Raw genomic sequence first — 25,124 nt, forward strand, 5'->3', positions numbered from 1 at the left:
CTCGCCTGACGGATCCGTCCCCGCCCCTCCGGCGCCGCTTCTCGGCGCGACCGGGCTCACTCCCCGCCCTGCCTCCGCGGCGCTTCGCGCCGCGCTCGGACGAGGCCATTCTGCCGCGCCGTCCGCGCGGATCCTTCTTGCATTCATCCTCATTTCCTGGAGTTCATCGTGAACCTCTCCGTTCCCACCCGTCCCCCGTCTGCGCAGCGGTCCGCTGCACAGACCACGGCCGCCGCCGCGGCGATCCTGCGGCGCCGCGCCCCGCGGACCGCTCTCTTCGACCGGATCGCGATGCGCATCGGCCTCGCGCTGCTCATCTGGGGCACGCGCCCCGAACGGCCGTCCGCGCCCGATGTCTCGGGCTATCGGGCTGACCCTCGCGCACCGCTGTACGCACGGCACGCGGTCGACGCATCGCTCGCCCGTCACGCGCTGCTGCACGGCGCGCCGAACCACCCCTTCGGCCGATGACCACACGAAGGGTCGCCAGAAAATGTCGATGCGCGACGCCCTCGACCCACATTTTTTGGCGACCCTCGGAAAGGAGTCGCTCGTGAATCTCGCAATCGACACCGTGCACGTCCCGGCATCCGTCGACGCGCCTGACGCGGGCGACTGGCGCGCGTACATCGACACGATCAACGCGTCGTATCAGCACGACGCAGGGTCCGACCTGCTCGAATCGGACCCGGCGGTCACACTCGCGGCGGCACGGTCTCACGAGCATCGAGTCGTCCGCGCCTTCCTCGCCCGCTCCGGCGGCACCGTGGTCGGCGCGGGCGAGCTCACCTACGACCGCTCGACGAATCGTGACGTCGAGTTCATGGTGTCGGTGCACCCGGACGCGCGCGGCCGCGGGGTGGGCGACGCGGTGTGCGCGCGACTCGAACGCGAAGCGCGCGATCTGGGCCGGTCGTACGCATTGGTCTACGCTCCGTCACCCCTCGACCCGGCGGGGCTCACGCCCGACGCGGTGCTCCGCCCCTCCTCCGGCATCGGGGGCATTCCCCGCGACGACGAGCACGCCCAGACGCTTGTGGGACGTGGCTATGAGCTCGGACAGGTCGAGCGCGCGAGCGCCTATTTCCAGGGATCGGATCCGGACGCGCTCCGCGAGCGCCTCGACGAGGCGCTCGCCGCTGCGGGTCCCGAATACGAACCGGTGTGGTGGTCCGGCCCGACTCCCGAGGCGTACGTCGACGGATACGCGGCCGCGATCGCCCGAATGGGCACCGACGTACCGTCGGGCGACCATGAGTGGGAGCCGGAGGTCTGGGATGCCGAGCGCATCCGCGCCCGCGAGCTGCGCGCCGCGGCGACGGGCCAGGTGTGGGCGATCACGGCCGTCGTGCACCGGCCGACGGGAGCCGTCGCCGCATTCAACGAGCTCGTCGTCGCTCCGGATCGTACGAAGCCGACCGAGAACTACGGCACGCTCGTCGTGCCGGAGCACCGCGGCCGCCGCCTCGGCACCATCGTCAAGTGCCTCGGCCTTCTGCGCTGGCACGAGCTCTTCTCCGAGTCTCCCGCGGTGGTCACGTTCAACGCGGAGGAGAACCGGCACATGCTGGATGTCAACGAAGCGGTCGGCTTCCGCCCCGTGTTCTGGGAGGGCTCATGGCACAAGCACCTCACGTGAGCGATGGATCACCAGACCGCGTCAGCGCGCCGATCGATCACCCCACGGCCTATACGGTAGAACGATGCGCATCACGGTGATCGGCGGCGGCGTGGGGTGTGCCCGGTTCGTGCTCGGCCTCCGAGAGCACGTGCGGCGCACAGGATCGGACGACACGATCGATGTCGTCGTCAACACGGGCGATGACTGGTGGCTGTCCGGCCTCCGCATCGCGCCCGACCACGACAGCCTGCTCTACGCGCTCGCCGGTGTGAACGACACCGAGCGCGGCTGGGGCCGCGCGGGTGAGAGCGAGCGCGTCGCCGCCGAGCTCGCCGCATGGGGCACGGTGCCCGACTGGTTCACCCTCGGCGATCTCGATCTCGGCACCCACATCGCGCGCACCGCGTGGTTGCGCGCGGGCGCGAGTGTGAGCGAGGTGTATGCGCGCCTCGGATCCCGCTGGCCGCTCGGCGCGACCCTGCACCCCGCCACCGACGCCGAGATCGACACGCATGTCGACACCGACGACGGATCGATGCACTTCCAGGAGTGGTGGGTACGACACCGCTCGGCGCTGCCCGCCCGCGGGTTCACGCAGCGCGGCATCGAGCTGGCGGCGCCGTCCGCGGGGGCGCGCGATGCGATCGCGAACGCCGACGTCGTGCTGTTCGCCCCCTCGAACCCCGTCGTGTCGATCGGCCCGGTCCTCGCCGTGCCCGGCATACGCGATCTCCTTTCGGACAGTCGGGCTCCGATCGTGGGCGTCTCCGGGATCATCGACGGATCTGTCGTGCGCGGCATGGCCGATGCCTGCCTCACCGCGATCGGCGTCGAGACATCGGCGCGCGCCGTCGCCGAGCACTACGGTGCGCGCGCTAGCGGCGGGATCCTCGACGGCTGGCTCGTCGACGAGACGGACGTTGCGGCCGCAGATCCGCTCCGCGCGCTCGGCATCACCACGCGCGCGGTTCCACTCTGGATGCGCGACGCGGATTCTTCGGCCCAGCTCGCGCGCGACGCGCTTGCGCTCGCCTCGGGAATCGCGCGCTGACCGCCGTGGAATAGCGCGGGCTCGACGCCGGTTGTCGAGAGTGTGACCGCCGCCTCTCGATTCGCCACGGTCATCGTCATCGGCGCCGGCCAGGCGGGGCTCTCGGCGGCCTTCCACCTCGCCCACCGCGGCTTCGTGAGCGCCCTCGAGGATCCGCGCGCGGAGCGCACGTTCGTCGTCTTCGACGCGAACGACTCCCCCGGTGGCGCGTGGCAGCATCGCTGGGCATCGCTGGCCGTCGCGAAGCTCAACGGCATCTTCGGTCTGCCCGGCACACGGCAGCCCGAGCTGGATCCCGCTGAGCCGAGCCGCGACGCCGTCCCGCGCTACTTCGCGGACTTCGAGCAGAAGACGAGACTGCCGATCGTCCGCCCCATGTCGGTCGAGAGTGTGGAGTACGCCGACGACGAGGAGGACGGCGAGCTGCTCGTGCAGACCCGCGAAGGGATGTGGCGCACGCGGGCCGTCATCAATGCGACCGGCACGTGGAACACTCCCCGGATCCCGGACTTCCCCGGAGCGGGATCCTTCGGGGGCAGGATGCTCCACGCCCGCGACTACACGCGCCTCGAAGACTTCGCGGGGCAGCGTGTGGCGATCGTCGGCGGCGGGATCTCAGCGATTCAGCTGCTCGAAGAGATCTCTCGCGTCGCCGAGACCTTCTGGTACACCCGGCGCGAACCGACGTTCATCGAAGGCCACTTCCAGCCCGAAACGACGGGGCGCGAGACGATCGCGAAGGTCACGGCCGACGCCGAGGCGGGGCGCCCGATCGGCAGCATCGTCAGCTACACAGGCCTGATCTGGAACGAAGACGCCCGGGCGGCGCACGACCGCGGCGCACTCGAGCGACGCCCGATGTTCGTGCGCATCGAACCGAACGGTGTGCGCGAGGCCGACGGATCCGTTGTTCCCGTCGACGCGATCCTCTGGGCGACGGGCTTCCGCGCCGACATTCGGCACCTCGAACCGCTGTTCCTCGTCAACGAGCTCGGCGGGGTCGCGCTGCGCGGCACGGCCGTGTTCGGTGAGCCGCGCGTCCACCTCATCGGCTTCGGGCCCTCCCAGTCGACCGTCGGCGCCAATCGCGCCGGCCGCGAGGCGGTCGCAGATCTCGTGCGCGACCTCTCGCTCTGACGCCGTTCACTCCCGTGCCGATCGGCTCATTCCCGTCTCGGCGTCATCGTCGAGCCCCGTCGCAGCCTTTCACGATGTGGCCACGCGACCCCAGGGTGTCTCTCGCAGGACCCGTCCTGTCGCGGTCTCGCCGATGCCGTCGACGAGCCCGGAGTAGAGCACCCGACCCCCGTGGCGTCCAGGACCGGGCCCGAGGTCGACGAGCCAGTCGGCCACGCGGATCACCTCGAGGTTGTGTTCGATGACGACGACGGTGTGACCGTGCTCGATGAGTTCGCCAAGTACCGATACGAGTCGTGCGATGTCGCTGAGGTGGAGTCCCGTCGTCGGTTCGTCGAGGAGGTAGATGCTCGGCCCCGTCGCGTCCCTGAGCTCCTTTGCGATCTTCACCCGCTGAGCCTCGCCGCCCGAGACCGTGCTGAGCGGCTGTCCGAGTCGGAGATACCCCAGTCCGACCCGATCGAGTGGGACGAGTCGCGACCGTATCGCCGGTTCATCGAGCCGCTCGATCGCCTCGGTGACGGTCAGGAGCTCGACGTCGGCGATGGAGAGCCCGTCGACATGGTGGGCGCGCGCCTCGGCAGAGTATTTCGTCCCCTGGCACGTCGGGCACGTCGTCTCCTGCCCATCCATGAACGCGAGGTCGGTGTGGATGGTTCCGAGGCCCGTGCACGTCGCACAGCCACCGTCCGAGTTCGCGCTGAACAGGCTTACCGGTGCACCGGTGATCCTCGCGAAGTGTTTCCGCAGGGCCTGCGCGATGCCGGTGTAGGTGATCGGAGTCGATCGGCGATTCGCCGATACCGGCTTCTGGTCAATCGTGATCGCCCCGTGCTGGGCGACGAGTTCGGTGGCCAGGCTCGACTTTCCCGATCCGGCGACTCCCGTGAAGACGGTCATCACACCGCACGGGATGTCGACGGTGATGTCGCGGAGGTTGTTCGTCCCCGCGTGCGCGATCGTGACCCAACCGGTCGGTTGCCTGGGCGACGAGGTCGCCGGGGTCTGCGCCCTGAGGGCTCGGCCCGTCGGCCCGTCGGAGTCGAGGAGGCTGTCGAACGTTCCCTGAAAGACGAGACGGCCTCCCGCGCTTCCCGGACCGGGGCCGATCTCGATGATCTCCTCAGCACAGGCCATGACGGCGGGATCGTGCTCCACAACGAGGACGGTGTTCCCACGATCGCGGAGTCGGCAGAGGAGACCGACCATCGCCTCCACATCGTGGGGATGAAGGCCCACCGTCGGCTCGTCGAAGACGTAGAGCATCTCGATGAGACTCGAACCCAGGTGCTTGACAAGCTTGATGCGCTGAGACTCACCACCCGAGAGGGAGGAGGTTGCGCGGGCGAGGTGGAGGTATCCGAGTCCGATGGTGTCCATCGCGTCGAGTCGTTCGAGAAGCGCGGTGACAACGGTGCTCACCTCGGGCCGATCTATCCGCGCGACGACGTCGCGAAGTTCGGGGATCTCGAGACGGGCCAGCTCTCCGATCGTGTGGTCGCCGACGATCGCGGCGCGGGCGGCTTCGTTGAGGCGTTCCCCGTGACAGTCGGGGCACGTCGCCGAGCGGGTGAACTCGGCGATCGTCTTCCGTTTGCGATCGGAGATGGTGGCCGAGGTCCGCAGGTAGATCCGCTCGAATCGCTCGACAACCCCCTCGTAGTCCTTCGGCACCTCGACGGCGAGGTCCCTCGCGCTCTGCCCGCCGTAGAGCAGAGCGTCGATATGCTCGCGGGGCCAAGCTCGCAACGGCGAGTCGACGGCGAAGACACCGATCTCGGCGTACTTCCGATACCAGTACTGGCCCTCCCCGAAACCGGGGAGAATGATCGCTCCTTCGTCGAGGCGACGATCCTGGTCGAGGAACTTCTCGACGTCGGGCGCCACGACCTCCCCGACTCCTGAGCACCTCGGGCACATGCCCGAAGGGTCGTTGAAGGAGAATGCCGAAGACTCACCGACGTGCGGCTCGCTCAGCCGGGAGAAGAGGAGACGCAGATAGGTCCAGCTGTCGGTGATCGTACCGACCGTTGAGCGCACATTGCCGCCGAGGCGTCGCTGGTCGACGACGATGACGGGTGAGAGCCCCTCGATGCTCCCGACATCGGGCCGCGTCCATTTCGGCAGGCGATTGCGGGTGAACGGCGGGTAGGTCTCGTTGAGCTCTGCACCCGCCTCGGCTGCGATGGTGTCGAACACCAACGAGGACTTTCCCGATCCGGAGACGCCTGCAATGACGACGAGTCGCCTCCTGCGGATGTCGAGGTCGAGATGGTCGAGGTTGTTGGTCACAGCCTGTCGAACGCGAATGCTCTGCTCCGTCATGGTGTCGACCGTATGGTCAAATGCGGACAGATCTTGTCCGCGATTCATGCGATCGTGGAGGCATGGCCGATGTGACTCGACGGATGCTCGATCTGCTCACTCTGCTGCAGACGAAACGACGGTTCACAGGCGCGGAGCTCGCCACGCGCCTCGACGTAAGCGAGCGCACCGTCCGCCGCGATATCGACCGGCTCCGGATGTACGGCTATCCCGTTGATGCTGCCCCCGGGCCCGGCGGACACTATGGGCTCTCCGCGGGGCGAGCGCTCCCTCCGCTGATGTTCGACAATGACGAGGCCGTCGCGATCATGCTCGCGCTGGCAGCGAGTGCGAGCGCCGATCCGGGTGGTCCCGGCAGCATCGGCGAGGCGATGACGCGCGCGTACGGGAAGCTCGATCAGGTTCTCCCGGAACGCCACGCGATAGGCGCAGCGGCGGTGAGAGCGAGTGTTGAGGCGGAAGCGTTCCACGCGCCGCCGATCAACATCGCCGACATCACGCGGATCGCGACGGCCATCCATGAGCGGCGCGAGTTGGAGTTCAACTACCGCCGAAACGAGCGGGCCACCCAACGGCGAGTCGAACCGCACCGCCAGGTGCATCATCTCCTGCGCTGGTACTTGGTCGCATGGGATCTGGGCCGGGAGGACTGGCGGGTGTTCCGCACCGATCGGATCAGCCAGCTCCGCGTCCGTACCTCTGAGTTCGAACCGCGCCCGCTCCCGCACGATGCGGCGCTCAACTTCGTCAAGGCCGGGGTGAAGCGCTCGCGCCGGAAGGCCGTGGTGACAGTGGAAGCCTCAGCCGATGACGTCGCCTCCGCGCTGAGCTTCGAGTCGATGGAGCTCGAGGTCCTGGGCGAGCACCGGACGCGTGTGACACTGCAGTGCGAGAACTGGCACTGGCTGCTCTTCACTCTCAGCCACCTCGCGTCGACCTTCACGATCGACGAGCCCGCCGAATGGACCGAAGCCATCGAGCGCTTCGCCACCTCGGTGGTCAGGCCGTGAACTCGACTCCCGCACCCCGGCCGCAGGACGAGACATCGTGACCGGTCACGAGCTCAGACCCCTCGATCCAACTGCTTGAGAAGCCCGGCCGAACGGCTCGTCGCGGCGGTGCTGAATGCGTCGGACAGTCCGGCAACGATCTCTCGCGCGCGGGTCATCGTCCAATCGGCATCGAGGCCGAGCCCGGCGGCCGTGCGCACGATGTGACGCGGCTCGATTTCGAAGACTCGATAGTGCCCGCCGTACGACATCGCAAACTTGGCATCGCGTTCGCTGATCTCGGGGAACGGCAGCGCCGACCCCAGGTCGTACAACGGCGCGAGTTCCGCCCGGGAGGTGCGATGGAGTCCGTAGTTGATCGCGTAGTTCTTCGCATGGGCGTCTGTGCCCAGCGATGCCCAGTTGAACAGCGTCACCTCGAAGGCTCGGGGTCGTCGTGCCCTTCACTGTCGACCAGCTGCACAGCGCCTGCCGCGTCGAGGCCGACGTAGGCCAGCAGCGCCATCGGGTTCCACGGCGAGACGCCGAACCGCCGGCCCCAACGCTCGAGAACATCACCGTTGTCAGGCAGCAGGTTCCACAGGTAGTTCACCGGCTCGCGGCCGGTGTGCCGCCGACGGCTCTTGGGAAGCGACCAGGAGAGCTCGCGCCGACCGGCAGCCTCCTGCCAGGCGCGGTCGTACTCGAGGACGACCGCGCCGGATTTCAGCTGCTCGAACCAGCCGACCCGAGTCCCGTTGAGATACGTCGTGAGCTTCATGAACGGCCACCCCACGGATCAGGGCCACTCGGGTCAGCGAGCATCGGGTCGGAGTCGTCGTACCCGGGCTCGGTCTTGACGTCGATGTAGAGCTCGAGCACGTCGAGCATCTTCAAGAGGTTCTCGATGCTCCCACTGCCGGCGTGCCCTGCCTCGAACCTCAGCACCCACCATCGGGTTCTGCCGATCCGCTTGGCGAGATCCTCCTGGGTCATGCCCAGCTCCAGGCGTCGGTCGCGCACGACGTTGCCCCAGCCCCTCGCGGTATTGACCAGCATGCTCATCCCTTCATGTGAGTCATATCTCACATAGTCAGTGATGTGCGGAAACTATCACATCGGAGCCAATGTGCGAAAAAGGTCACATCAGGGCTCTGTGGACTGCAGCCCCTATGCGGAGCGGTCGTCGCGATCGTGCTCCTGGTCAATGCGTCCGGTCAGCCCGGCTGGATCTCCGTGCCGCTACCTTTTCCGCTGACACCTCGGACAGAAGTGACTCGACCGGTTCGTGAACGCCTCGCGCCGGATGGGGGTGCCGCACCGCGGGCAGGACTCTCCCCCGCGGCCGTACGCGTTGAGGCTGTGCGCGAAGTACCCGGACTACCGCACTAATGGACACTCATGCGGCGGCAAGGGCCGAGTGATCGAGCTCCCAAGGCTGAGTCGCCATGATGCGTGATCAAGCCCGGTAATCGCAGGCAGAGCCGCACGAATCAACGACGACGCGCACTCTTGAACACGGCCGCGACACGCGCCTTCTGCTCCGCTGTGAGCGGAGGAGCAGACGCGTCGATCGCTGCAATGTAGCGTTCGGTTTCCTCAGTCGAGAAGTGCGCCTCCAAGTCTTCCACGCGGATCAAGTGCTTTCGGACACGACCGCGCCGCCCCACGACGAAGGCCAGTTCCGACGCCAGCGCGCCCGTCTGAACGAGGTGGTAGATCGTGTTGGGACTGCACCCTTTCCGGTCGGCCGCTTCACGGATGTCAAGGCGCTCCCGATCCTCGGGCATGACTAGTCCCCTTCCTCGGCCGATCGATTCACTGATGGCGACGTAGCGCATGTGACTCATAGTCCGTGGACGTTTAGTCAACTTAAACACGATCGTTGGAGAGTGACCACCCTCGCGCATCGAATCGCTTTCGGCGAGCACGTGCGCGATCTGCGCCGTTCGCGCGGATGGGCGTCACAGGAGGCCTTCGCGCATCACGCGGGGCTCGACCGGACCTACATCAGCTCCATCGAGCGCGGCCGCCGGAACCCGACGCTGGACGTCATTGTGAAGCTGGCCCACGCACTGGAAGTCCGTCCAGCGGACCTCCTAGCGACGGTCGAGTAGCGAGCAGTGCGCAGCATCTCTGACCTCGAGGACCTCGTGCACCGCGTGCGCGCAGCGATCCGCACCATCGACGCGGAACCGAGCCGAAACCGCAAGACAATCTTCCCGTCGATGTGGTGCGAGTACGCATCCATCGTCATTGCGGAGCTCCTGGAGCGGAATGATTCGGTCTCATGGACGTTCGTCGATGCAGGCCTGCCCGAAGCACCGAACGGGCATGCGTGGCTCGAGCTACGGAACGATGATGGCACTCGTCTCCTTACGATCGACGCCACTCTCGATCAGTTCCCCTGGAGCGGCAACGGTCCACATGTCGGCATGGAGCAGACGCCGGCCGCGCGAGTCTTCACCACGAGACGATACGAGGGCCCATGGGAAGGCTGGGGCGTGCTGACCTTCGACCCTACGTTTCGCAAGTATGCGGAAGACTTCGCAGCTCAGTCCGGCCTCTAATCGCCTGCGCCAGGCTCCACGGTATCCCGGGCGACGGGTCCCGCGGGTGCAGCGACGCACTATGCCAGTTTTAGCTTCTGAACAGGTATTGTCTTTCCCACTCGCGTAGACTTAGATCCAAGGCCATTGACTGGCGCACTACAACTGAACAGGCGGGGTTCTCTTGACCTCAGTGACCCAGCGCATCGCGCAGTACAACAGAGAAGTCGGCCAGCCGCGCGGCGGGCTGGTATGTCCCCAACTACTGACCGTGACACAGCTCGACGACGGGTGCGCTGAGCTGGACTCCACGGTGGAGAACATCCGCAACGTCGGGCCGGTGGTCCGCTACCTCAGCCGCCTGACTGGCGCGCTCGTCGCCTCGCAGGCAGAAGCGAGAGAGGCTGCGGAGTCAATCTTCCGGACATCGCTCGCCGGTGCACAGAGGCTCAGCGACGAGGGCCTTTGTCCCGAAGCGCATGATGATGCACTCGAGTCGTTGAGCGACTTCAGTCTGTCGATGTATGCCGACGGCGTGGCGTCGTTCGAGCTGGACGAACGAGCTGTACGCGCTGCGTGCCGGCTCGCGTCCTACGAGATCGCCCAGCACGCAGGCGTCGCCTGTTACGACCCCGCCGATACTGATCGCTCCCCCGACGCGAAAACGCTTTCGCACATCATCATGATGACGGAGAGGACGCACGACTTCCTCCGAGAGCACGGCCCAGCCACGGCGGTCGAGTTCTCGTTCGCCAGCGAATATGAAGAGGATGAGGATGAAGAGACAGACGGATACCTGATCGCCCTCGATGCCGGGGACGGGGACTTCATCACCGAAGAAGCGGTGTGGGCCTACAAGGCCCGAAGCTCGCCTCCGAGCAAGGACCACCTGTTGAGGCTGCTGGTGCACTACCTGATGGGCAAGGATTCCGGACTCCCCCAGTTCCAGACGCAGACTCGCCTAGGGATCTTCAACCCGCGGATGAACGCAATGTACCGGCTGGCTGTCGACGACATTCCCGCACGTGCGATCGAAAGTGTCCGGCGCGACATCATCGGATCAGGGAGGATCGAACCATGAGCCTGACGAGTGAACTGCGTGACGCGGGATCTCCGATCCGCGCGTACCTCGACGGGGTCTCGCCCGTTCTGGCTGCGACGCGCGGCAGCAGCAGCACCGCGCGGCAGGCCGCTGCCACCCTTGGCCTTGTCGAGCTCGCCGAGAGGCCGCTGCTCGTGCCCGCTGGCGATGCTGTGGACAGACCACTGTCGGGAACTGCATTCGACATCAGAGCACGGATCGAGCTCGGTGGTTTCGACCCAGCCGCTTCGACATCCGCCGCCGGCGTCGACACGCTGCCACGCGTTGCCGCGCTCGTCGAGAACGGCGAGCATCGGGCGGCTGTTCTCAGCGACGCGTTCCGCGTCGGCGACGAACTGCTCGGGCAGCCCGCGGATGCTTCCGACCTGACGCGGGCCTCGGTTCTCTTCGCCTACTGCGAGCAGGTCTACAGGGGCGGTGCCGACGCTCTGACCGGCGTGCTCGGAGCGGCCTGCGACGAGGTGGAGGACGGGCTGGGGCTGGCTCAGACGATTCCCGACGCTGCGCTCGAGGACGTCGAAGCTCTGCTGGAAGCGGCCCGCCCGCAGATCGATGCCTGGAGCGAGCGCATCGCGGCCGGAACGCGCTTCGAGTCAAACCCGGGCTTCAGCGGTGCGAGGCTCCTGGGCGGGGCCGACGGCGACTGGATTATCGGCGAGACACTCATCGACTGCAAGGTGTACGGCGGGCTGAGCATCGCCAAGCTGCGCGACTTCCTCCGCCAGCTCCTCGGTTACGTCATGCTGGACCTCGAGGACGCGCTGAGGATCCGAGAAGTCGGCGTCTGGCTTCCGCGGCAGCAGGAGCTGAAGACCTGGTCGCTCGGGCAACTGCTCGGCGACGATCCCGAGACGCTCCTGCCGAAGCTGCGCGAGGGCTTCGTCGGCGCGACCGCACGCAACCAGATCGCCGTGCACGTGCCAGTGTCGGAGCGCCGCAAGCTGCAGCTCCTCGCCGACAACCGGCACACCCCGCACGCCATGCTCATGGCGCTCGCGGCGGGCGACGACATCGATCTACGGTTCCGCGTCGGACGCAACGCCTCGTCCCCGACGGACGTCGTGAAGCAGCTCGTTACAGATCATTACGCCCGCGTGCGCGAAGGCGTCGCCATGAACACGGCAGCGCCAGCCGAGGTGTTGCGGAGCCTCGCCGGGGACAGCAGCGTTATGGTGCGCCGCGCGGTGGCCGCGAACCCTTCGTCAGGCACCGCATCGGCGCAGCAACAGACGCAGATCGTAGGGCGCACCGATGGTGCGGCTCCTATCGAATCCGGCAAGGGCGAGATCGTTAAGCTTGACGAGCGCCAAGCGTACGAGGTCGATACGCGCCGCGTCGAGATCAACCAGGACCGCGATCCCGAGGCAACTCCGGGAGTCGCGCTCGGATCGATTCTGTTGGCGATGCTGCACGGGGCCGGCGGTCGAGCTCTCGACAGCTGCTTGCCGGAGGCCAGCCGTATCTGGTCCTGGAAATCCGACAGATCCCTCCGCCTCCCAACGGAGGCATCACAGGACCTCCCTATCGAGGTGATCGCGGACCTGATTTCGGAACAGCGGACGGCTTACGTGCGCCGGATCGCGGCGAGAATGCTTCCCATCGCGGACACCGCCGCCCGCCGGGCGCTCTTCGCGGACGAGGACCCCGGAATCCGTTGGAACGCACTCGAGCGATCGATAGACAATCCCGACCCGCAGCTCGGCGAAGTCCTCACCGAGCTCGCGGGCTCTCGTGAAGCACGGATCAAGTTCGCCACGGGAGGGCTCGAGCCGCACGAGCGCTGGCAGACGCCGACCGAGTACAGCGACCAGGTTGCGCGGCTCATTGCGCGTCACCCCGCGACGCCGAGCGAGGCGTTGGCAGGCCTGGTCGCCGAGAAGTCGCCCGAAGTGCTGATCGCCCTGGCTGGCAACCCCTCCCTTAGCGAGGGCTCGCTGAAGTCGCTGACGAAAAGGATGACGAGCATGCGGACCGAGGCCGCGCGCGAGCTGTTCGCCGAATCCGATCGGACACCGGTCGTGGTTCTTGAAGGGCTGTCGACGGATAGGAGGAGCTATCTCCGCGCCGCGGTGGCGGCCAATCGCTCTGCGCCGCTGCACGTCCTGTCACGGCTGGCGCAGGACAGTTCGGCCGATGTCCGACTGGCGATCATGACGAACCCCCTGGTCCCCAGCGGGCTTGCTGCTTCCATCGCGGAGGAACTACTGGCCTCTTCGGAGAACCTCGATCTGCATTCGGTGGTCGTCGCAGTAGAGCAAAGACAGGAGCTGGCTGTGCCTGATGGCCTGATGGAGACTGCGCTCGCCCGCTTGTCGAAGAGCAGAGTCCGCGACCCCGATCTCCGGCACTACGCGGCGACGCACCACAGAACCGGTATCAGCACTCTGGAACGCCTCGCCAAAAGCAAAAACGCAGACGTGAGGATGGCGGTCTCCGAGAACCCTCGCACCCCGCAGAGCGTCCTGGAAGCACTGGCTCTCGACGCAGACGCGGAAGTCCGCCGAGCGGTCGCATGCAACGACCGTCTGCCGCAGGATCTGCTGAACGTTCTCCTACTCGACGACGACGTTGACGTCCGCATCGCGGCCTACCGGGAGCCCGACCCGAAGGAAGAGACCGACGACGAACCTGCACTGTCGACGGAGGTGAGCGTCGCCGCTCGGCCTACGGTCCCGACGGTCGCCGACCTGCAGGAAATGGCCGCGAACACGAGGGCCGAGGTGCGCATCCGCGTCGCTTACAACGAGCACGCGACACCAGACATCCTGGCGTTTCTCGGAGGCGAGCGACGCAGCGCGAAAGTTCGGCGGGCCATTGCCGCACACCCGAAGACGCCACCGGAGATTCTCAGATCGTTGGCAGCCAGGGACGATGCGGACACGCTCATGTCCATAGCGTTCAATCCAGGCGCGCCGATTGACGTGATGGCCGACTTGGCTGGCCGAAGTGCCGAGCTGGCGGTGCTGGTGGCGCTGAATCCGGACGTTCCGCTTGAGATGCTCAATGCGCTAGCCGACGACTCGGACCTGTTCGTCAGGTTCCTCTCGAGAGCGCAGGTCGAGCAACGAATGCTCGACATACCTTACGGAGCCCCATAGCTTCGCCTCGAAACAACGCATCCAGATCAGAAGCAATCGACTGAGAAACGGCCAATCGCGCCCTGACCGTTTAGATTGTCTGTATCACGCGACAGGCAACTCGCGTCGACGACGCAGATCCAAGCGAGGATCGTCGATGTGATGAGGTCTCATCGCATGCATCAAAGGTCAGGTGCTGCCGATACGGTGCTCATATGAATAGGCCCGTCAATGAGCGACAGATAGACGTCCTGCGGTGGATCGCTGACGGGTGCCCCGCGGGTAAGTGGCCCGAGGACGACAACGTTCACAAGATCAGTGCCGCCGCGCTCAAGTCTCGCGGCCTCGCAACCGTGACAGGTCACGGAAGGACCTGGAGGGCCTCGATCACCGACGCTGGCACGCACTACCTCGCCCACGGGAGCTACCCGCCAAGCGACGAACCGCCGGTAGCAGTAACCGCTGCCAGGCACTCGCTCCGCAAGACATCACCGAAGCTCGATCTGGGCGATGGCGCGTCGGACACGCTCGCCGAGGCGAAGGCCTTGATCAAGCAGGTCCAGGAACAAGGGCAACTCACAGTCACCGACCCAGAGGAGTCGGTCCGGGCCCGCTATCGACGAGTGCTGCACGCGTGCAGGGTCCACCATCTGGTGCCAGATGGACAGGAGCTGCGTTTCACTGGGCGCAGCTCCGGCGACATCGTCATCCTGCTCGGCACGGGCTCCCGCGCGGACGCTTCGAACTGGGACCGCATCCGGACGACGGCGCGAACTGTCACGACGAACCTCGAGGCGCTCCGCAGCGCGCTGGAGACCACGACGGTCCTGGACTCGGTCAGCGAAGGACTTCGTCCTCGCGCGATCGAGGTGGTGCTCGGCCTCGCCGAGGAACTGCGCGCGCATGAGCTGAGGCTCGGGGTGAACGTCAAGCTCAAGACCCCGAAGCTTTTCATCCAGGTCGACACCCGCCGACGGAGCATCGAATTGACGGAGCTCTTGGAGGAGGTGCCCCACTTCCCGACGGACGCTGAGCAGCGCGAGCTCCGGCGCTCGCCATGGAAGCAGATCCCGAAGTTCGACAGCGTGCCGTCCGGAAAGCTGTGTCTCAAGATCGAACGAGACGGATCGCACGAGGTTCCTCTCGGGGGCCAGAGCTATCGGTACGAGCGCAACAGCGACAGCTGGTCGGATGAGAAGAAGAAGGCTCTCGAGACTCGAGTCCGCGAGATCGCACGCGCGATCAAGAAGGGCGTGGTCGACGACGCCGACGCGGCCGCGCGCGAGAAGCAGAGACGTGCCGAGGCGCATGAAGCCTACGAGCGCGAGAAGGCCGCCGAGCGGCGAGCGTGGGAAGAGGTGCGCGAACGCGCTCGCGCCAAGGCCCTGCTGGTTCAGCGGGAGCTCATCTTCGCGCGAGCATTCGAGAGCTGGCGAGGGGCGCAGGAGCTCCGAGACTTCGCTAGGCAGCTCGAGGCGGAAGCAACCGCCAAGAGGCTGCTGGCAGATCGGCCCAGGCTGCGGGAGTGGCTGGAATGGGCGCGCAGCCGCGCGGACGAGTTCGACCCGATCGTGAACCTCGACCATCTCGATGACGGAGTCTTCGACGCGGAGCCGTCGGCGAAGGACCTGCGACCGCACATGGAGGGCTGGGACCCCTCAGCGCCGCACAAGGACTACAGCATCGGTCGCGACTCGCACGAGGCTCAAGCCAAGCATGCACCTGAGTCGCGGGCGTGGCATCCGGGCATGCGCGATCGGCCCAGTTGGTGGCGTCGCTAGGCGGAGAAACAGCACAGCAAATGCAAAACCCTCGACGCGCGTGGGTGCTAGCGGGGTTCTGCCGTATCCGGCGTATCGCTTCCTACTAGTCGCCGACGAGGAGCTGGCGGGATTCGGATATGGTCGCGCGGGCCTTGTGCGGATCCATGTGGTCACGCACGGGCCAAACGGAGAAGCGGCTCTGGAGCGAGCCCACGCCCGAAAGGAGCGGATGCTCCTTTCCTCGTACGATGTCCTCGGCCACGACACGGCCGAGGCCGGCCAGTAGGTCCGCGACCTGAACCCGGGCGTCCAATCTGGAGTCAACGAGGATGAAGTCGGCGACGTCGACCCCGGTTCCCGCCATGGACGCCGCGACTCGCTCGGGGTGACGAAGAGAGTCCTTCAGCCATTCGATGCGGGCCGGAGTCAGCTCTTTCGCCTCGTCATGGACCACCGAGACCGGGCGACCGGATCTGATCTTCCATTCGTTGATGCTCCCGCCTACGCCCGCGAGGAGCGGGTCGGCCGTCCGAAGCCTCTCCGCGATGCCCTCGCCGAGCTGGAACTGGGACAACTGTTCGAGGTGCTCAATGCCGGCGAACGCCATCCCGACGAAATCGAGGATCGGTGAATCGCTCGTCGTCTGGATGTCGATGAACCTCGCGACCAGAGCACCCAGCCGCTGCCGAGCGACGACGGCGTCCGACGACCGCAAGAAGGCTTCGAACGCGTGCAGCAGCGCGGGCCACTGCCGCCCGAACGCACCAGGAGCGGCGAAGAACAGAATCGTGGCAGCGCACAGCGCCGCCCCGTTCTCGTACATGTCCTCGCCGAGTGAATGGAGCATCTCTTCGGCGGTCGAGTCGAACAGCTTCGAGACCGTGAAGAATTGCTTGTGCACTAAGACCAGGGAGCAGCGACCCTCGAGCTCAGGATGCTGGAGCAACCACTGCGCGACGGCTTGGTTCTTCGGCTGGAGAATAGTCTTCGACTTCAGCTCGTCAGTCCTGCTGTGCGTCCTCGCGCGGACTTCGTCGATCAGCGCCTGCGCGACTTCTTCTGAAATCGCCACGCTCGCGTGCACGAACACCGAGGAGTTGCCGCTGAGGTTGTTCTCGCCGTCGTTGCCCGACTCGTCGCAGGCGATGATCAGAGGGTCGTCCGTGTCCGTTCCAGTCGCCATCTCATCCTCGCAGTTCCGTGGGTCGTGCCTGCTTCATCCGGAGGGCAGAGGGCCGTATCCGCGGGCGGGCTGAGCAGGGCCCAGTCTATTGATGGGCGCACCGATTTCAGGTGCGGACTGCTTCATTTGGCTGACCCCTACAAGCGCCTTGAGACGGTCGAAGCAGGCGTTCTCCCGCTTCCGGCCTTGACGATCATCGACGTCTCGCAGCTGAGGCACGCGGAGCTGACCACCTATGACGCTGCGCGCATGATGTCGTCCGAGGCGTGAGTGCTGGCCACGTGGCCGATCACACCAGCGAGCATCGCTCCGATCCCTGAGTGTCTGCGTTCTGTGGCATATTCGACGCAGAGGAACACGTCTGAGGGGACGGGCACTCTGCGTGCCTACCGGCATGCCCAATTGGACGAAGGGGTTCGCCGTGACCATTCCCGTAGCCGAAGATCAGACTTCAGTGCCTGAGGCCGTGCAAGACATCGCGGTGGTGATCCGCGATTGCAACAGCATCGCTGAAGCCGCGATCACGCTGCGTCCCCGCGCGCTGAACATCAAGTACGGGCCCAACGGCCTCGGGAAGAGCACCATTGCACGAGCATTGACGTACCGAGCTGAAAGCGCTGAGCGCCTGGGTGAACTAACGCCGTTCAAGCACCTGGGAGTCACGCCGGCGGTACTGCCCGCGGTGGAGGGCGCGGACGAGATCAAGACTGTGCTCACGTTCGACGACGAGTACGTCTCCAGCTTCGTGTTCCGCAAGGACGAGGTTGTCGAGAACAGCTTCGAGATCTTCATCAACACGGACGAGTACCGCGCCGGTCTCGCAGAGATCGACGAGATCTTCGAGTCCTTGAAGGAGACCTTTCTCGAGGGCGTTGAGCTCAACGAAGCGATTGGTCACTTCACTGAGCTTCGAGACGCCTTCGGTGTGACCGCAGCTGGGAAGCTGTCGAAGGCCAGCCGGGGCTCGAAGGCACTGAGCGTGGGCGGCAAGCTCGATGTGATCCCGGAAGCGCTCCAGGGTTATTCGGAGTTCATCAAGAGTGACAATCCTGCCAAGTGGATCACGTGGCAGGCGCAAGGCAAGGAGTATCTCAGCCTCTCGGATAACTGCCCATTCTGCTCGACGGTTAGCGTCGACAAGACGACCGCGGAAAAGGTATCCGCCGAGTACAACTCGGCCGCGGTGAAGAACATGAGCAGTCTGAGAGCTGTGATCGACAAGCTCGGCGGGTACCTCAATCCGGAGCACCGTGAGCAGTTGGAGACGCTGACGAAGCTACTCACGGACATGACCGCCGAGCAGGAGAGGTTCCTCGTCAACCTGCACGGAGAGATCGTCACGTTCTTGAGCAAACTGACGGCTGCTCGCAATGTCTCGTTCCATGCGTTGCGTGAAGCCGGAGATGTGAAGAAGTTCCTCGACGACCTCCGAATCGATCTCAGCCTGCTGCACGGGCTGAGATCCAACGCGACGCAGGACATCGTGACCTCGATCAACGCCAAGCTCGATGACGTCGAGGCCCGCGTCATCGACATCAACAAGCGGATCTCGCGGCAGAAGCGCACGGTCGGGCAGCTGATTCAGGAGAACCAGCGCGCGATCAATGACTTCTTGCGCTCGGCGGGATACAAGTACGCGGTCCGCATCGAGGAGAACGGTGATTCCTATCGGATGCTTCTCGAGCACCAGGACAAGGCCGGCCACCTGGAGTCAGCGGGTCAGCATCTCAGCTACGGCGAGAAGAACGCGTTCGCGCTGGTGCTGTTCATGTACGACGCGAGACGCCGCCAACCGGACCTCGTCGTGCTGGACGACCCGGTGTCGAGCTTCGACAAGACGAAGAAGTTCGCGATCCTGCACCAGCTCTTTCACGGTCAGAACAGCTTCAAGGACGTCACCTGCCTGCTACTCACTCATGATCTTGAACCCGCGATCGATGTCGTGCGGACGTCTGCGACCCCAGTGGTTCATTTCCTCGCGGGACGCAGTGGCGTGATCTCTGAGCTTCCGATCACGTCGGAGGACATCATTACCTTCTCCGAGGTCTGCAAGCAGAACATCGCCAATGCAAGTGACCCGGTGATCCAGTGCATATATGCGCGGCGGCTTCTGGAAGTCCGTGGTGCGAGGAACATGGGCTACGAGCTGTTGTCGAACCTACTGCACGTGCGTGACGTCCCGCTTCTGAATCCGCACACGGATGCTGAAGCCCCGATGACTCAGTCTGAGATCGATGAAGGAACTGAGGAAGTGCGAGAGTGGCTTCGCAACTTCGACTATCAGACGCTTCTCGCCGATCTGAAGGATCCGCAGGCGGTCAAGGCAAGATTCGATGCGACCGATGTCGGATACGAGAAGGTTCAGCTGTTCCGGGTGTTCACGGAATTGAGCCCGACAACCTTGACGCGGGACAAGATCTTCACGAAGTTCGTGAACGAGACGTACCACATCGAGAACGAGTACGTGATGCAGCTCAATCCGAAGGAGTTCGACGCGGTGCCTGAGTACGTTGTCGCGGCCTGCAAGCAGCTCATCGACGCGAACTTCCAAGACTGAGGCGCGCTGCAGCTCTCTCGAACTCGTCGAGGGAGATCTCCGGCTGGTCGCTGGCGCTTGAAGCTCGCGGCCCACTGCTTCAGGTACGCGCGGCAGGTGCGGCGGTCGGTGGCACGCTGAGTGGCGGTGTAAGCGCCGACGACCTCGAAGAGTGCTGGCTGGTCGGTAGAGGGCGCAGTAGGGCGCATGGGGTGCTCCTGGTGCCCGGAAGGGTGTTGTTCCTCTTCGCGTCCGGCACAGCTCCGCTGAGCGCGCTGACTCACAGCAGCGCTTGCACGGCGGCCGGATACTGATCGAAGCCCTGGTACTGCGATGGTGGCTCGATCCGCTGGAGAGCCTCGAGATTCGGAAACTTCGACAGCGCGAGCTCGTAGCGCTGGTGGGAATTCAGCACGGCCTTGAGCAGGGCTGCGCTCTCGGGCGACATGCTGGGCACCGGGATCTCGGCGAGCTCCTCGTCGCGGACGCCGGTCTTGTGCGTATTGAGCGACCATAGCGAGTAATAGGCGATACTCGAACGAACTTGCTCTTGATCAGGGAAAAAACTGCCTCCGATGATCGCATAGGCTTGTGACTACGAAGAGCGCTTGCGCTGACACTGAGGACAGAAAAACGAGGATCGGTTCATAAATTTCACCCGGCGGATGGGTGATCCACATCGTGCACATGCCTGGTCGGTACGACCATAGGCATTTAAGGAGTGCGCAAAATAACCCGCCTGCCCATTGACGTTCACGTACTGCGCGTCGAAGCTCGTTCCACCCTCGGCGAGGGCCTTGGCCAGGACCGCGCGCACCTCCGCGAGAAGGCGGTTCACGGCGCGCGTCGACAGCGACGATGCGGGCGTCTCGGGATGGATCCGCGCCGCCCACAGCGCCTCGTCGGCGTAGATGTTGCCGATCCCGCTCACGACGGACTGATCCAGCAACACGCGCTTGATCGCGGAGCGCCTGCCCGCGACAAGGTCGCGGAACGCGCGGTCGTCGAAGGCGAGGTCCAGCGGATCCCGGGCGATGTGCGCCGCCTGCGATGCGACGCGCGGCAGCGGATCGCCGTGGCCACCCGCCGCGCCATCGGGGGTGGCGACGAGCGCGTCGATCGCGAGCGAGCCGAACGTGCGCTGATCCGAGAAGACAACCGCCAGCTCACCGTGTTCCGGGTGCTCGATCGAGAGGCGGATCCTTTCGTGGCGCTCCCGCGGGGCTCCGGGAGCACGCAGGAGCATCTGTCCGCTCATGCCGAGGTGCGCGACGATCGCCTCGTCGGATCCGTCGAGCGGGAACCAGAGGAACTTCCCCCGCCGCACCGCGGCGCGTACGACGCGATCCGTAAGTCTCGTAGCGAAGTCGGCGCCGCGCGAACCTGGCCCGATGCCCACGGAGCGTGCCGACACGTCATGACGCGTCAACGCGCGCTCGTCGAGCACCTCGATTCCCGCGATCCGCGCGCCGACGATGGCCGGGGCGAGACCCGTGCGAACGACCTCGACCTCGGGAAGCTCAGGCACCGGCGGATGGATTCAGCGCCCGCCAGAGCGTGAGCGCCGCCGCCATCTCGGCCTGCTTCTTGCTCGTTCCCGAACCCGAGGCTCTGTCCTCGCCAACCGTGACCACGGCCGTGAACCGGCGATCGTGATCGGGCCCGGAGCTCGTGATCTCGTACGACGGCGGATCGACCCCACGGTGCGCGGCGAGCTCCTGGACGCTCGTCTTCGGGTCGACGGCCGCACCATAGCGCGCCGGATCCTCGATGAGCGGAGTGATGAGGTGGAGCACGAGGGCATCGGCCGCTTCGCGTCCCACCGAGAGGAACGCGGCACCGAAGACCGCCTCCATCGCGTCGGCGAGAATCGAGTCCTTGTCGCGGCCGCCGGTCTGCTCCTCCCCGCGGCCCAGCTGGAGATACTCACCCAGGCCGATCCCGCGCGCGACATCGGCGAGGGCGAGCGTCGATACGACGCCGGCACGGCGCTTGGCGAGGTCACCCTCTGAAACGTCGGGGAACCGCTCGTAGAGCATCGCGGTCACGGCGAGACCCAGCACCGAGTCGCCGAGGAACTCGAGACGCTCGTTGTGCGGGATACCGCCGTTCTCATAGGCGTAGGAGCGATGCGTGAGCGCTAACGCGAGAAGCTCGGCGTCGATCTCGACGCCGAGCTTCTCGGTCAGCGACACCTGCGCGCGCTCGTCAGTGCGCAGTGCCATCTCGGGTGTCAGGCGTCAGCGACCTTGCGGCCCTTGTACTCGAGGAACAGCTCGGTTCCCTGCGAGTCGGTGACGACCTTGGCCTGGTGCGGACGGCTGTAGGTGACCTTGCCGTTCTCGACGGTCTTGACGAGCGCGGGGGCCTCGGCCTTCCACTGCGAACGACGCGAGCGCGTGTTCGAGCGCGACATCCGGCGCTTCGGGGGGTTACCTGCCATGGCTAGCTCTCTTCTCTGCTCTGGACGGCGCCGGGCGCCGACTCGGTTTCTGTGAGTTTCTGGAGCGCTGCCCATCGCGGATCGATGGGGTCCTGCGCCACGCCGGGAGATTCCGTCAGCTGCTCGCCCGTAGCTGGATCAAGGCCGGGGCAATCCGGCCGACAGACCGGCTGAAACGGAAGCGACAATACAATCGCATCTCTGACCAGAGTTTCAAGATCCACGTGGTCGTCTTGAAGCACGAAGTCAGGGGTTTCATCACCAGGGTACTCGAAAAGCTCCTGGAACTCGACTTCGACAGGCTGGGAGATGGCTCGCAGGCAACGGCTGCACTCCCCGTCGGCGACCGTGTCGACGGTTCCGCTGACGAGGATCCCCTCATGGACGGATTCGAGCCGCACGTCGAAGCGAAGCGGGCGATCCTTCTCGATCGCGACGATGCCCTCCCCCCACCGCTCGGGAGTCGGGATCGTGAGCTCATGCTCGCGCATCTCGCCGGTCTTGCGGACGATGTCGCGCACCGGCAGGACGAAGGGTCCGGAGAGTCGGTTCTTCACGTCTCCAGCGTAGGGCCCTGCGCTCAGCGTCGGGTGAAGGCCGTTCTCAGAAGTCGCTGGGCGTCGACTGGTCGAGATAGCGTGCGACGGCCCCCGGGACGTACGGCGACACATCTCCCCCAAGGCCCGCCACCTGGCGAACGAGAGAGCTCGAGACGACCGAGTTCGCCGGGTCGGCGAGGAGGAAGACGGTCTCGACCCCCGCGAGGTGATTGTTCACCACGGCCATCGGCGTCTCGTACGAGACGTCCTGCTGCGCGCGGATCCCCTTCACGAGGACGCCGGCACCGACCTCCTCGGCATAGTCGACGAGCAGGCCGACGCTCCAGCTGCCCACGACGATCTTGCCCGGGAGCTCGGCGTCGGCGATCGACTGCTCGAGCAGACGCAGCCGCAGCGCGAGCGGCAGCATCCCCTCCTTGTCGGGATTGTGGACGACGAGCACGTGGAGCTCGTCGTACAGGCCCGCCGCTCGACGGATGATGTCGAGATGGCCGAGCGTGGGCGGGTCGAACGACCCGGGGACGACCGCGATCCGGTTGCTCATGGCCTCACCCTATCGATCGGGTCGCTCTCCGAACCCGTCCTGTCCCGGATGCTGAGACTCTTTCAGTTCTTCCTCAGGGCCGCGCGCTCTTCAGTGCCCAGGCGCGCATCGAGGATCGTCGCGAGGCCCGGGTGGGCAGCGAGCGTCGGATCCCGTTCGAGGATGCTCTCGGCGAGCGTGCGCGCCTTCTCGATGAGCGACGCGTCCTTGATGACCCGCAGCAGGCGCAGCGAGGAGCGGGATCCCGATTGCGCGCCACCGAGCACGTCGCCCTCGCCGCGGAGCTCGAGGTCGACCTCGGCGAGAGCGAAGCCGTCGAGAGTTCCCGCGACCGCCTCCACACGCTCGCGGGCGGGCGTGCCTTCGAGGGCCTCGGTCACGAGCAGGCACAGCCCCGGCACGCCGCCGCGGCCCACGCGGCCGCGGAGCTGATGCAGCTGCGAAACGCCGAAGCGGTCGGCGTCGAGGATGATCATCGTCGAGGCGTTCGGCACGTCGACGCCGACCTCGATCACGGTCGTCGCGACGACCATGTCGATGTCGCCGCGCGCGAACGCCCGCATGATCTGATCCTTCTCGTCGCCGGGCATGCGTCCGTGCAGCGTCTGGATGCGCAGATCCTTCGTGCTCGGCTGACGCGACAGCGTGCTGGCCACCTGTTCCACTCCGAATCGCGGGCCCTGGCGTTCGGCCGCCACATCGGCCGGAACCTCGTCGAGATCGCCTTCTTCAACAGCCGCGGCTCCCTCGGCCTCGGCATCGATCGCGGCGCAGACCACGAATACCTGATGCCCTTTCGCGACCTCCTCAGCCGCACGTTCCCAGACGCGGCCGAACCATCCCGGCTTCTCTGCGATCGGCGCGACGAACGTCGAGATGCCCGCCCGCCCCGCGGGCATCGTGCGGATCGTCGACACATCGAGATCGCCGAAAACCGTCATCGCGACCGTGCGAGGAATCGGCGTCGCCGTCAGCACGAGCACGTGCGGATTGCTGCCCTTGGCGCGCAACGTCTCGCGCTGCTCGACACCGAAGCGGTGCTGCTCGTCGACGACGACGAACCCGAGATCGGCGAACGTCGTCTTGTCGCTGAGCAGCGCGTGCGTGCCGACCACGATGCGCGCCTGCCCCGAGGCGACCCGCAGTGATGCCTTCCGGCGCTCGGGCGTCGACATCTGACCGGTGAGGAGCGTCGGCATGAGCTCGGCCGCGAGATCGGGGCCGAGCATCTTGGTGATCGACCGCAGGTGCTGCCCCGCGAGGACCTCGGTCGGGGCGATGAGGGCGCACTGCCCTCCCGACTCGGCCACCTGCAGCATCGCGCGGAGGGCGACGAGCGTCTTGCCCGAGCCGACCTCTCCCTGCACGAGGCGGTTCATAGGCGCCTCCGCCGCGAGATCGCTCGCGATGCGCGCGCCGACCGCTTCCTGATCCGGTGTGAGATCGAACGGCAGCACGGCGTCGAAACGCGACAGAAGCCCTCCGTCTGCCGCCCGGCGCGGCGTCGTCGCCATCGCCCGCACGAACCAGCGCTGCTGCAGGAGGGCCGTCTGCATCACGAGCGCCTCGTGCAGCCGCAGCGTGTGCCGAGCGCGATGCACGTCTGCGTCGGCACGCGGTCGATGGATCTTCTCGAGTGCCTCGCGAGCGCCCATCGCCTTGTGCTCGCGGCGCATCTCCTCGGTGAGGGGATCCGTCACCGGCCCGAGCCCGTCGAGCACCTCGCCGATGATCTTCTGGATCTTCCACGTCGGCAGCGTCGATGTCGCCGGATAGAACGGCAAAGGCCGCTCCGCATACTCTTCCGCGCTCTCCCGCGCGGCGAGCTCGTCCTCGAACAGCTGGTAGTCGGGGTGCGAGAACTGGAGCTCTCCGCGGTACTCTCCCACCTTTCCCGAGAAGACACCGCGCACCCCCGGTCGCAGCTCGCGCTCGCGCCAAGCCTGCCCGAAGAAGGTCAGGCTCATCTCGCCGACGCCGTCTCCGATCACGACCTCGAGCAGCGTGCCGCGGCGATTGCGCATCGGGCGCGACTGCACGCTCTGCACCTCGGCGACGATCGTCGCCGGCTGCCCCACGGGCAGGTCGAGGATCGGCGTGAGATCACCGCGCTTGGCGTAGCGACGCGGGTAGTGCGAGACGAGGTCGCCGACCGTCTGCATCTCGAAGGCGCGAGCAAGTGATTTCGCCAGCTTCTCCCCCACGGCCTCCGCGAGCGGGGTCTCGAGCGCAAACGTCATGCGT

General features: G+C 66.0%; 25 protein-coding genes and 1 pseudogene. 12 read left to right on the top strand and 14 right to left on the bottom strand.

What is annotated here, in order from left to right:
- Window positions 1–168: 168 nt before the first annotated feature.
- From C0012_RS15310 to C0012_RS00190, 4 genes are all read left to right on the top strand, one after another.
- Window positions 169–471 (top strand): hypothetical protein, encoded by a 303-nt coding sequence (locus C0012_RS15310; RefSeq protein WP_162621826.1) that lies wholly within the window; start codon window positions 169–171, stop codon window positions 469–471.
- A gap of 82 nt (window positions 472–553) precedes the next feature.
- Window positions 554–1,639, top strand: a complete 1,086-nt coding sequence (locus C0012_RS00180) for a GNAT family N-acetyltransferase (protein ID WP_162621825.1) — start codon at window positions 554–556, stop codon at window positions 1,637–1,639.
- A gap of 64 nt (window positions 1,640–1,703) precedes the next feature.
- A complete protein-coding gene (cofD, locus tag C0012_RS00185) occupies window positions 1,704–2,672 on the top strand; it encodes a 2-phospho-L-lactate transferase (RefSeq protein WP_110588747.1) in 969 nt (322 codons plus the stop codon).
- A gap of 42 nt (window positions 2,673–2,714) precedes the next feature.
- Window positions 2,715–3,809, top strand: coding sequence for a flavin-containing monooxygenase (locus tag C0012_RS00190; protein ID WP_110588746.1), 1,095 nt, complete (start codon window positions 2,715–2,717; stop codon window positions 3,807–3,809).
- Window positions 3,810–3,878: 69 nt separating this feature from the next.
- Here C0012_RS00190 and C0012_RS00195 read toward each other — a convergent pair whose 3' ends face one another.
- A complete protein-coding gene (locus tag C0012_RS00195) occupies window positions 3,879–6,134 on the bottom strand; it encodes an ATP-binding cassette domain-containing protein (protein ID WP_110588856.1) in 2,256 nt (751 codons plus the stop codon).
- 62 nt (window positions 6,135–6,196) lie between these two features.
- Between C0012_RS00195 and C0012_RS00200 the strand changes: the two genes are divergently transcribed.
- Window positions 6,197–7,144, top strand: coding sequence for a helix-turn-helix transcriptional regulator (locus C0012_RS00200; protein ID WP_110588745.1), 948 nt, complete (start codon window positions 6,197–6,199; stop codon window positions 7,142–7,144).
- Between the two features lie 53 nt (window positions 7,145–7,197).
- Here the strand turns inward: C0012_RS00200 and C0012_RS00205 are convergent, their stop codons facing one another.
- The 5 genes and pseudogenes from C0012_RS00205 to C0012_RS00225 form a co-directional block, all read right to left on the bottom strand.
- Entirely contained in the window at window positions 7,198–7,560 is a 363-nt protein-coding gene (locus C0012_RS00205; protein WP_110588744.1) for a HipA domain-containing protein, read from the bottom strand.
- A complete protein-coding gene (locus tag C0012_RS00210) occupies window positions 7,557–7,904 on the bottom strand; it encodes a HipA N-terminal domain-containing protein (protein WP_110588855.1) in 348 nt (115 codons plus the stop codon). The genes C0012_RS00205 and C0012_RS00210 overlap by 4 nt, the downstream gene beginning before the upstream one ends.
- Complete coding sequence (locus tag C0012_RS00215) at window positions 7,901–8,188, bottom strand: helix-turn-helix transcriptional regulator (protein ID WP_110588743.1); 288 nt, start codon at window positions 8,186–8,188, stop codon at window positions 7,901–7,903. Before C0012_RS00215 ends, C0012_RS00210 begins: the two co-directional genes overlap by 4 nt.
- Window positions 8,189–8,365: 177 nt before the next feature.
- Window positions 8,366–8,503, bottom strand: a pseudogene (locus C0012_RS00220) (zinc finger domain-containing protein); the annotation flags it as partial.
- A 113-nt stretch (window positions 8,504–8,616) separates the two neighbouring features.
- Entirely contained in the window at window positions 8,617–8,964 is a 348-nt protein-coding gene (locus tag C0012_RS00225; RefSeq protein WP_162621824.1) for a helix-turn-helix domain-containing protein, read from the bottom strand.
- 51 nt (window positions 8,965–9,015) lie between these two features.
- Here C0012_RS00225 and C0012_RS00230 point away from each other — a divergent pair, with 51 nt between their 5' ends.
- From C0012_RS00230 to C0012_RS00250, 5 genes are all read left to right on the top strand, one after another.
- Entirely contained in the window at window positions 9,016–9,240 is a 225-nt protein-coding gene (locus C0012_RS00230; RefSeq protein WP_110588741.1) for a helix-turn-helix domain-containing protein, read from the top strand.
- Between the two features lie 45 nt (window positions 9,241–9,285).
- Window positions 9,286–9,693 carry a hypothetical protein gene (locus C0012_RS00235; protein ID WP_162622930.1) on the top strand — a complete coding sequence of 136 codons (408 nt, stop codon included), beginning with the start codon at window positions 9,286–9,288 and terminating at the stop codon, window positions 9,691–9,693.
- Between the two features lie 172 nt (window positions 9,694–9,865).
- Window positions 9,866–10,753 carry a hypothetical protein gene (locus tag C0012_RS00240; RefSeq protein ID WP_110588739.1) on the top strand — a complete coding sequence of 296 codons (888 nt, stop codon included), beginning with the start codon at window positions 9,866–9,868 and terminating at the stop codon, window positions 10,751–10,753.
- Window positions 10,750–13,872, top strand: coding sequence for a hypothetical protein (locus C0012_RS00245; RefSeq protein WP_110588738.1), 3,123 nt, complete (start codon window positions 10,750–10,752; stop codon window positions 13,870–13,872). The genes C0012_RS00240 and C0012_RS00245 overlap by 4 nt, the downstream gene beginning before the upstream one ends.
- Before the next feature lie 632 nt (window positions 13,873–14,504).
- The gene (locus C0012_RS00250) at window positions 14,505–15,632 is read left to right on the top strand and encodes a hypothetical protein (protein WP_110588737.1); all 1,128 of its coding nucleotides are present in this window, start codon (window positions 14,505–14,507) and stop codon (window positions 15,630–15,632) included.
- A gap of 85 nt (window positions 15,633–15,717) precedes the next feature.
- On the opposite strand, the gene C0012_RS00255 is transcribed toward C0012_RS00250, so the two are convergent.
- Complete coding sequence (locus C0012_RS00255) at window positions 15,718–16,797, bottom strand: DUF3800 domain-containing protein (RefSeq protein ID WP_110588736.1); 1,080 nt, start codon at window positions 16,795–16,797, stop codon at window positions 15,718–15,720.
- Between the two features lie 126 nt (window positions 16,798–16,923).
- On the opposite strand from C0012_RS00255, the gene C0012_RS15315 reads away from it, so the two are divergent.
- A complete protein-coding gene (locus C0012_RS15315) occupies window positions 16,924–17,067 on the top strand; it encodes a hypothetical protein (RefSeq protein ID WP_162621823.1) in 144 nt (47 codons plus the stop codon).
- Between the two features lie 151 nt (window positions 17,068–17,218).
- Window positions 17,219–19,354: an AAA family ATPase gene (locus tag C0012_RS00260; RefSeq protein ID WP_162621822.1), complete on the top strand. Its 2,136-nt coding sequence runs from the start codon at window positions 17,219–17,221 to the stop codon at window positions 19,352–19,354.
- A 259-nt stretch (window positions 19,355–19,613) separates the two neighbouring features.
- Here C0012_RS00260 and C0012_RS15320 read toward each other — a convergent pair whose 3' ends face one another.
- The 7 genes from C0012_RS15320 to C0012_RS00290 form a co-directional block, all read right to left on the bottom strand.
- Window positions 19,614–19,781: a hypothetical protein gene (locus tag C0012_RS15320; protein ID WP_162621821.1), complete on the bottom strand. Its 168-nt coding sequence runs from the start codon at window positions 19,779–19,781 to the stop codon at window positions 19,614–19,616.
- Between the two features lie 147 nt (window positions 19,782–19,928).
- Window positions 19,929–20,861, bottom strand: coding sequence for a bifunctional DNA-formamidopyrimidine glycosylase/DNA-(apurinic or apyrimidinic site) lyase (gene mutM, locus C0012_RS00265; protein ID WP_110588734.1), 933 nt, complete (start codon window positions 20,859–20,861; stop codon window positions 19,929–19,931).
- Window positions 20,854–21,558, bottom strand: coding sequence for a ribonuclease III (gene rnc, locus C0012_RS00270; protein ID WP_111466928.1), 705 nt, complete (start codon window positions 21,556–21,558; stop codon window positions 20,854–20,856). Before rnc ends, mutM begins: the two co-directional genes overlap by 8 nt.
- Before the next feature lie 8 nt (window positions 21,559–21,566).
- Window positions 21,567–21,776 carry a 50S ribosomal protein L32 gene (gene rpmF, locus C0012_RS00275; protein ID WP_110588732.1) on the bottom strand — a complete coding sequence of 70 codons (210 nt, stop codon included), beginning with the start codon at window positions 21,774–21,776 and terminating at the stop codon, window positions 21,567–21,569.
- A gap of 2 nt (window positions 21,777–21,778) precedes the next feature.
- Complete coding sequence (locus C0012_RS00280; RefSeq protein ID WP_110588854.1) at window positions 21,779–22,267, bottom strand: YceD family protein; 489 nt, start codon at window positions 22,265–22,267, stop codon at window positions 21,779–21,781.
- A gap of 112 nt (window positions 22,268–22,379) precedes the next feature.
- Entirely contained in the window at window positions 22,380–22,880 is a 501-nt protein-coding gene (coaD, locus tag C0012_RS00285; RefSeq protein WP_110588731.1) for a pantetheine-phosphate adenylyltransferase, read from the bottom strand.
- Window positions 22,881–22,942: 62 nt separating this feature from the next.
- Window positions 22,943–25,120, bottom strand: coding sequence for an ATP-dependent DNA helicase RecG (locus C0012_RS00290; protein WP_110588730.1), 2,178 nt, complete (start codon window positions 25,118–25,120; stop codon window positions 22,943–22,945).
- Window positions 25,121–25,124: the final 4 nt, after the last annotated feature.

It is taken from the genome of Microbacterium suaedae (assembly GCF_003254645.1).
Taxonomy (GTDB): Bacteria; Actinomycetota; Actinomycetes; order Actinomycetales; family Microbacteriaceae; genus Microbacterium; species Microbacterium suaedae.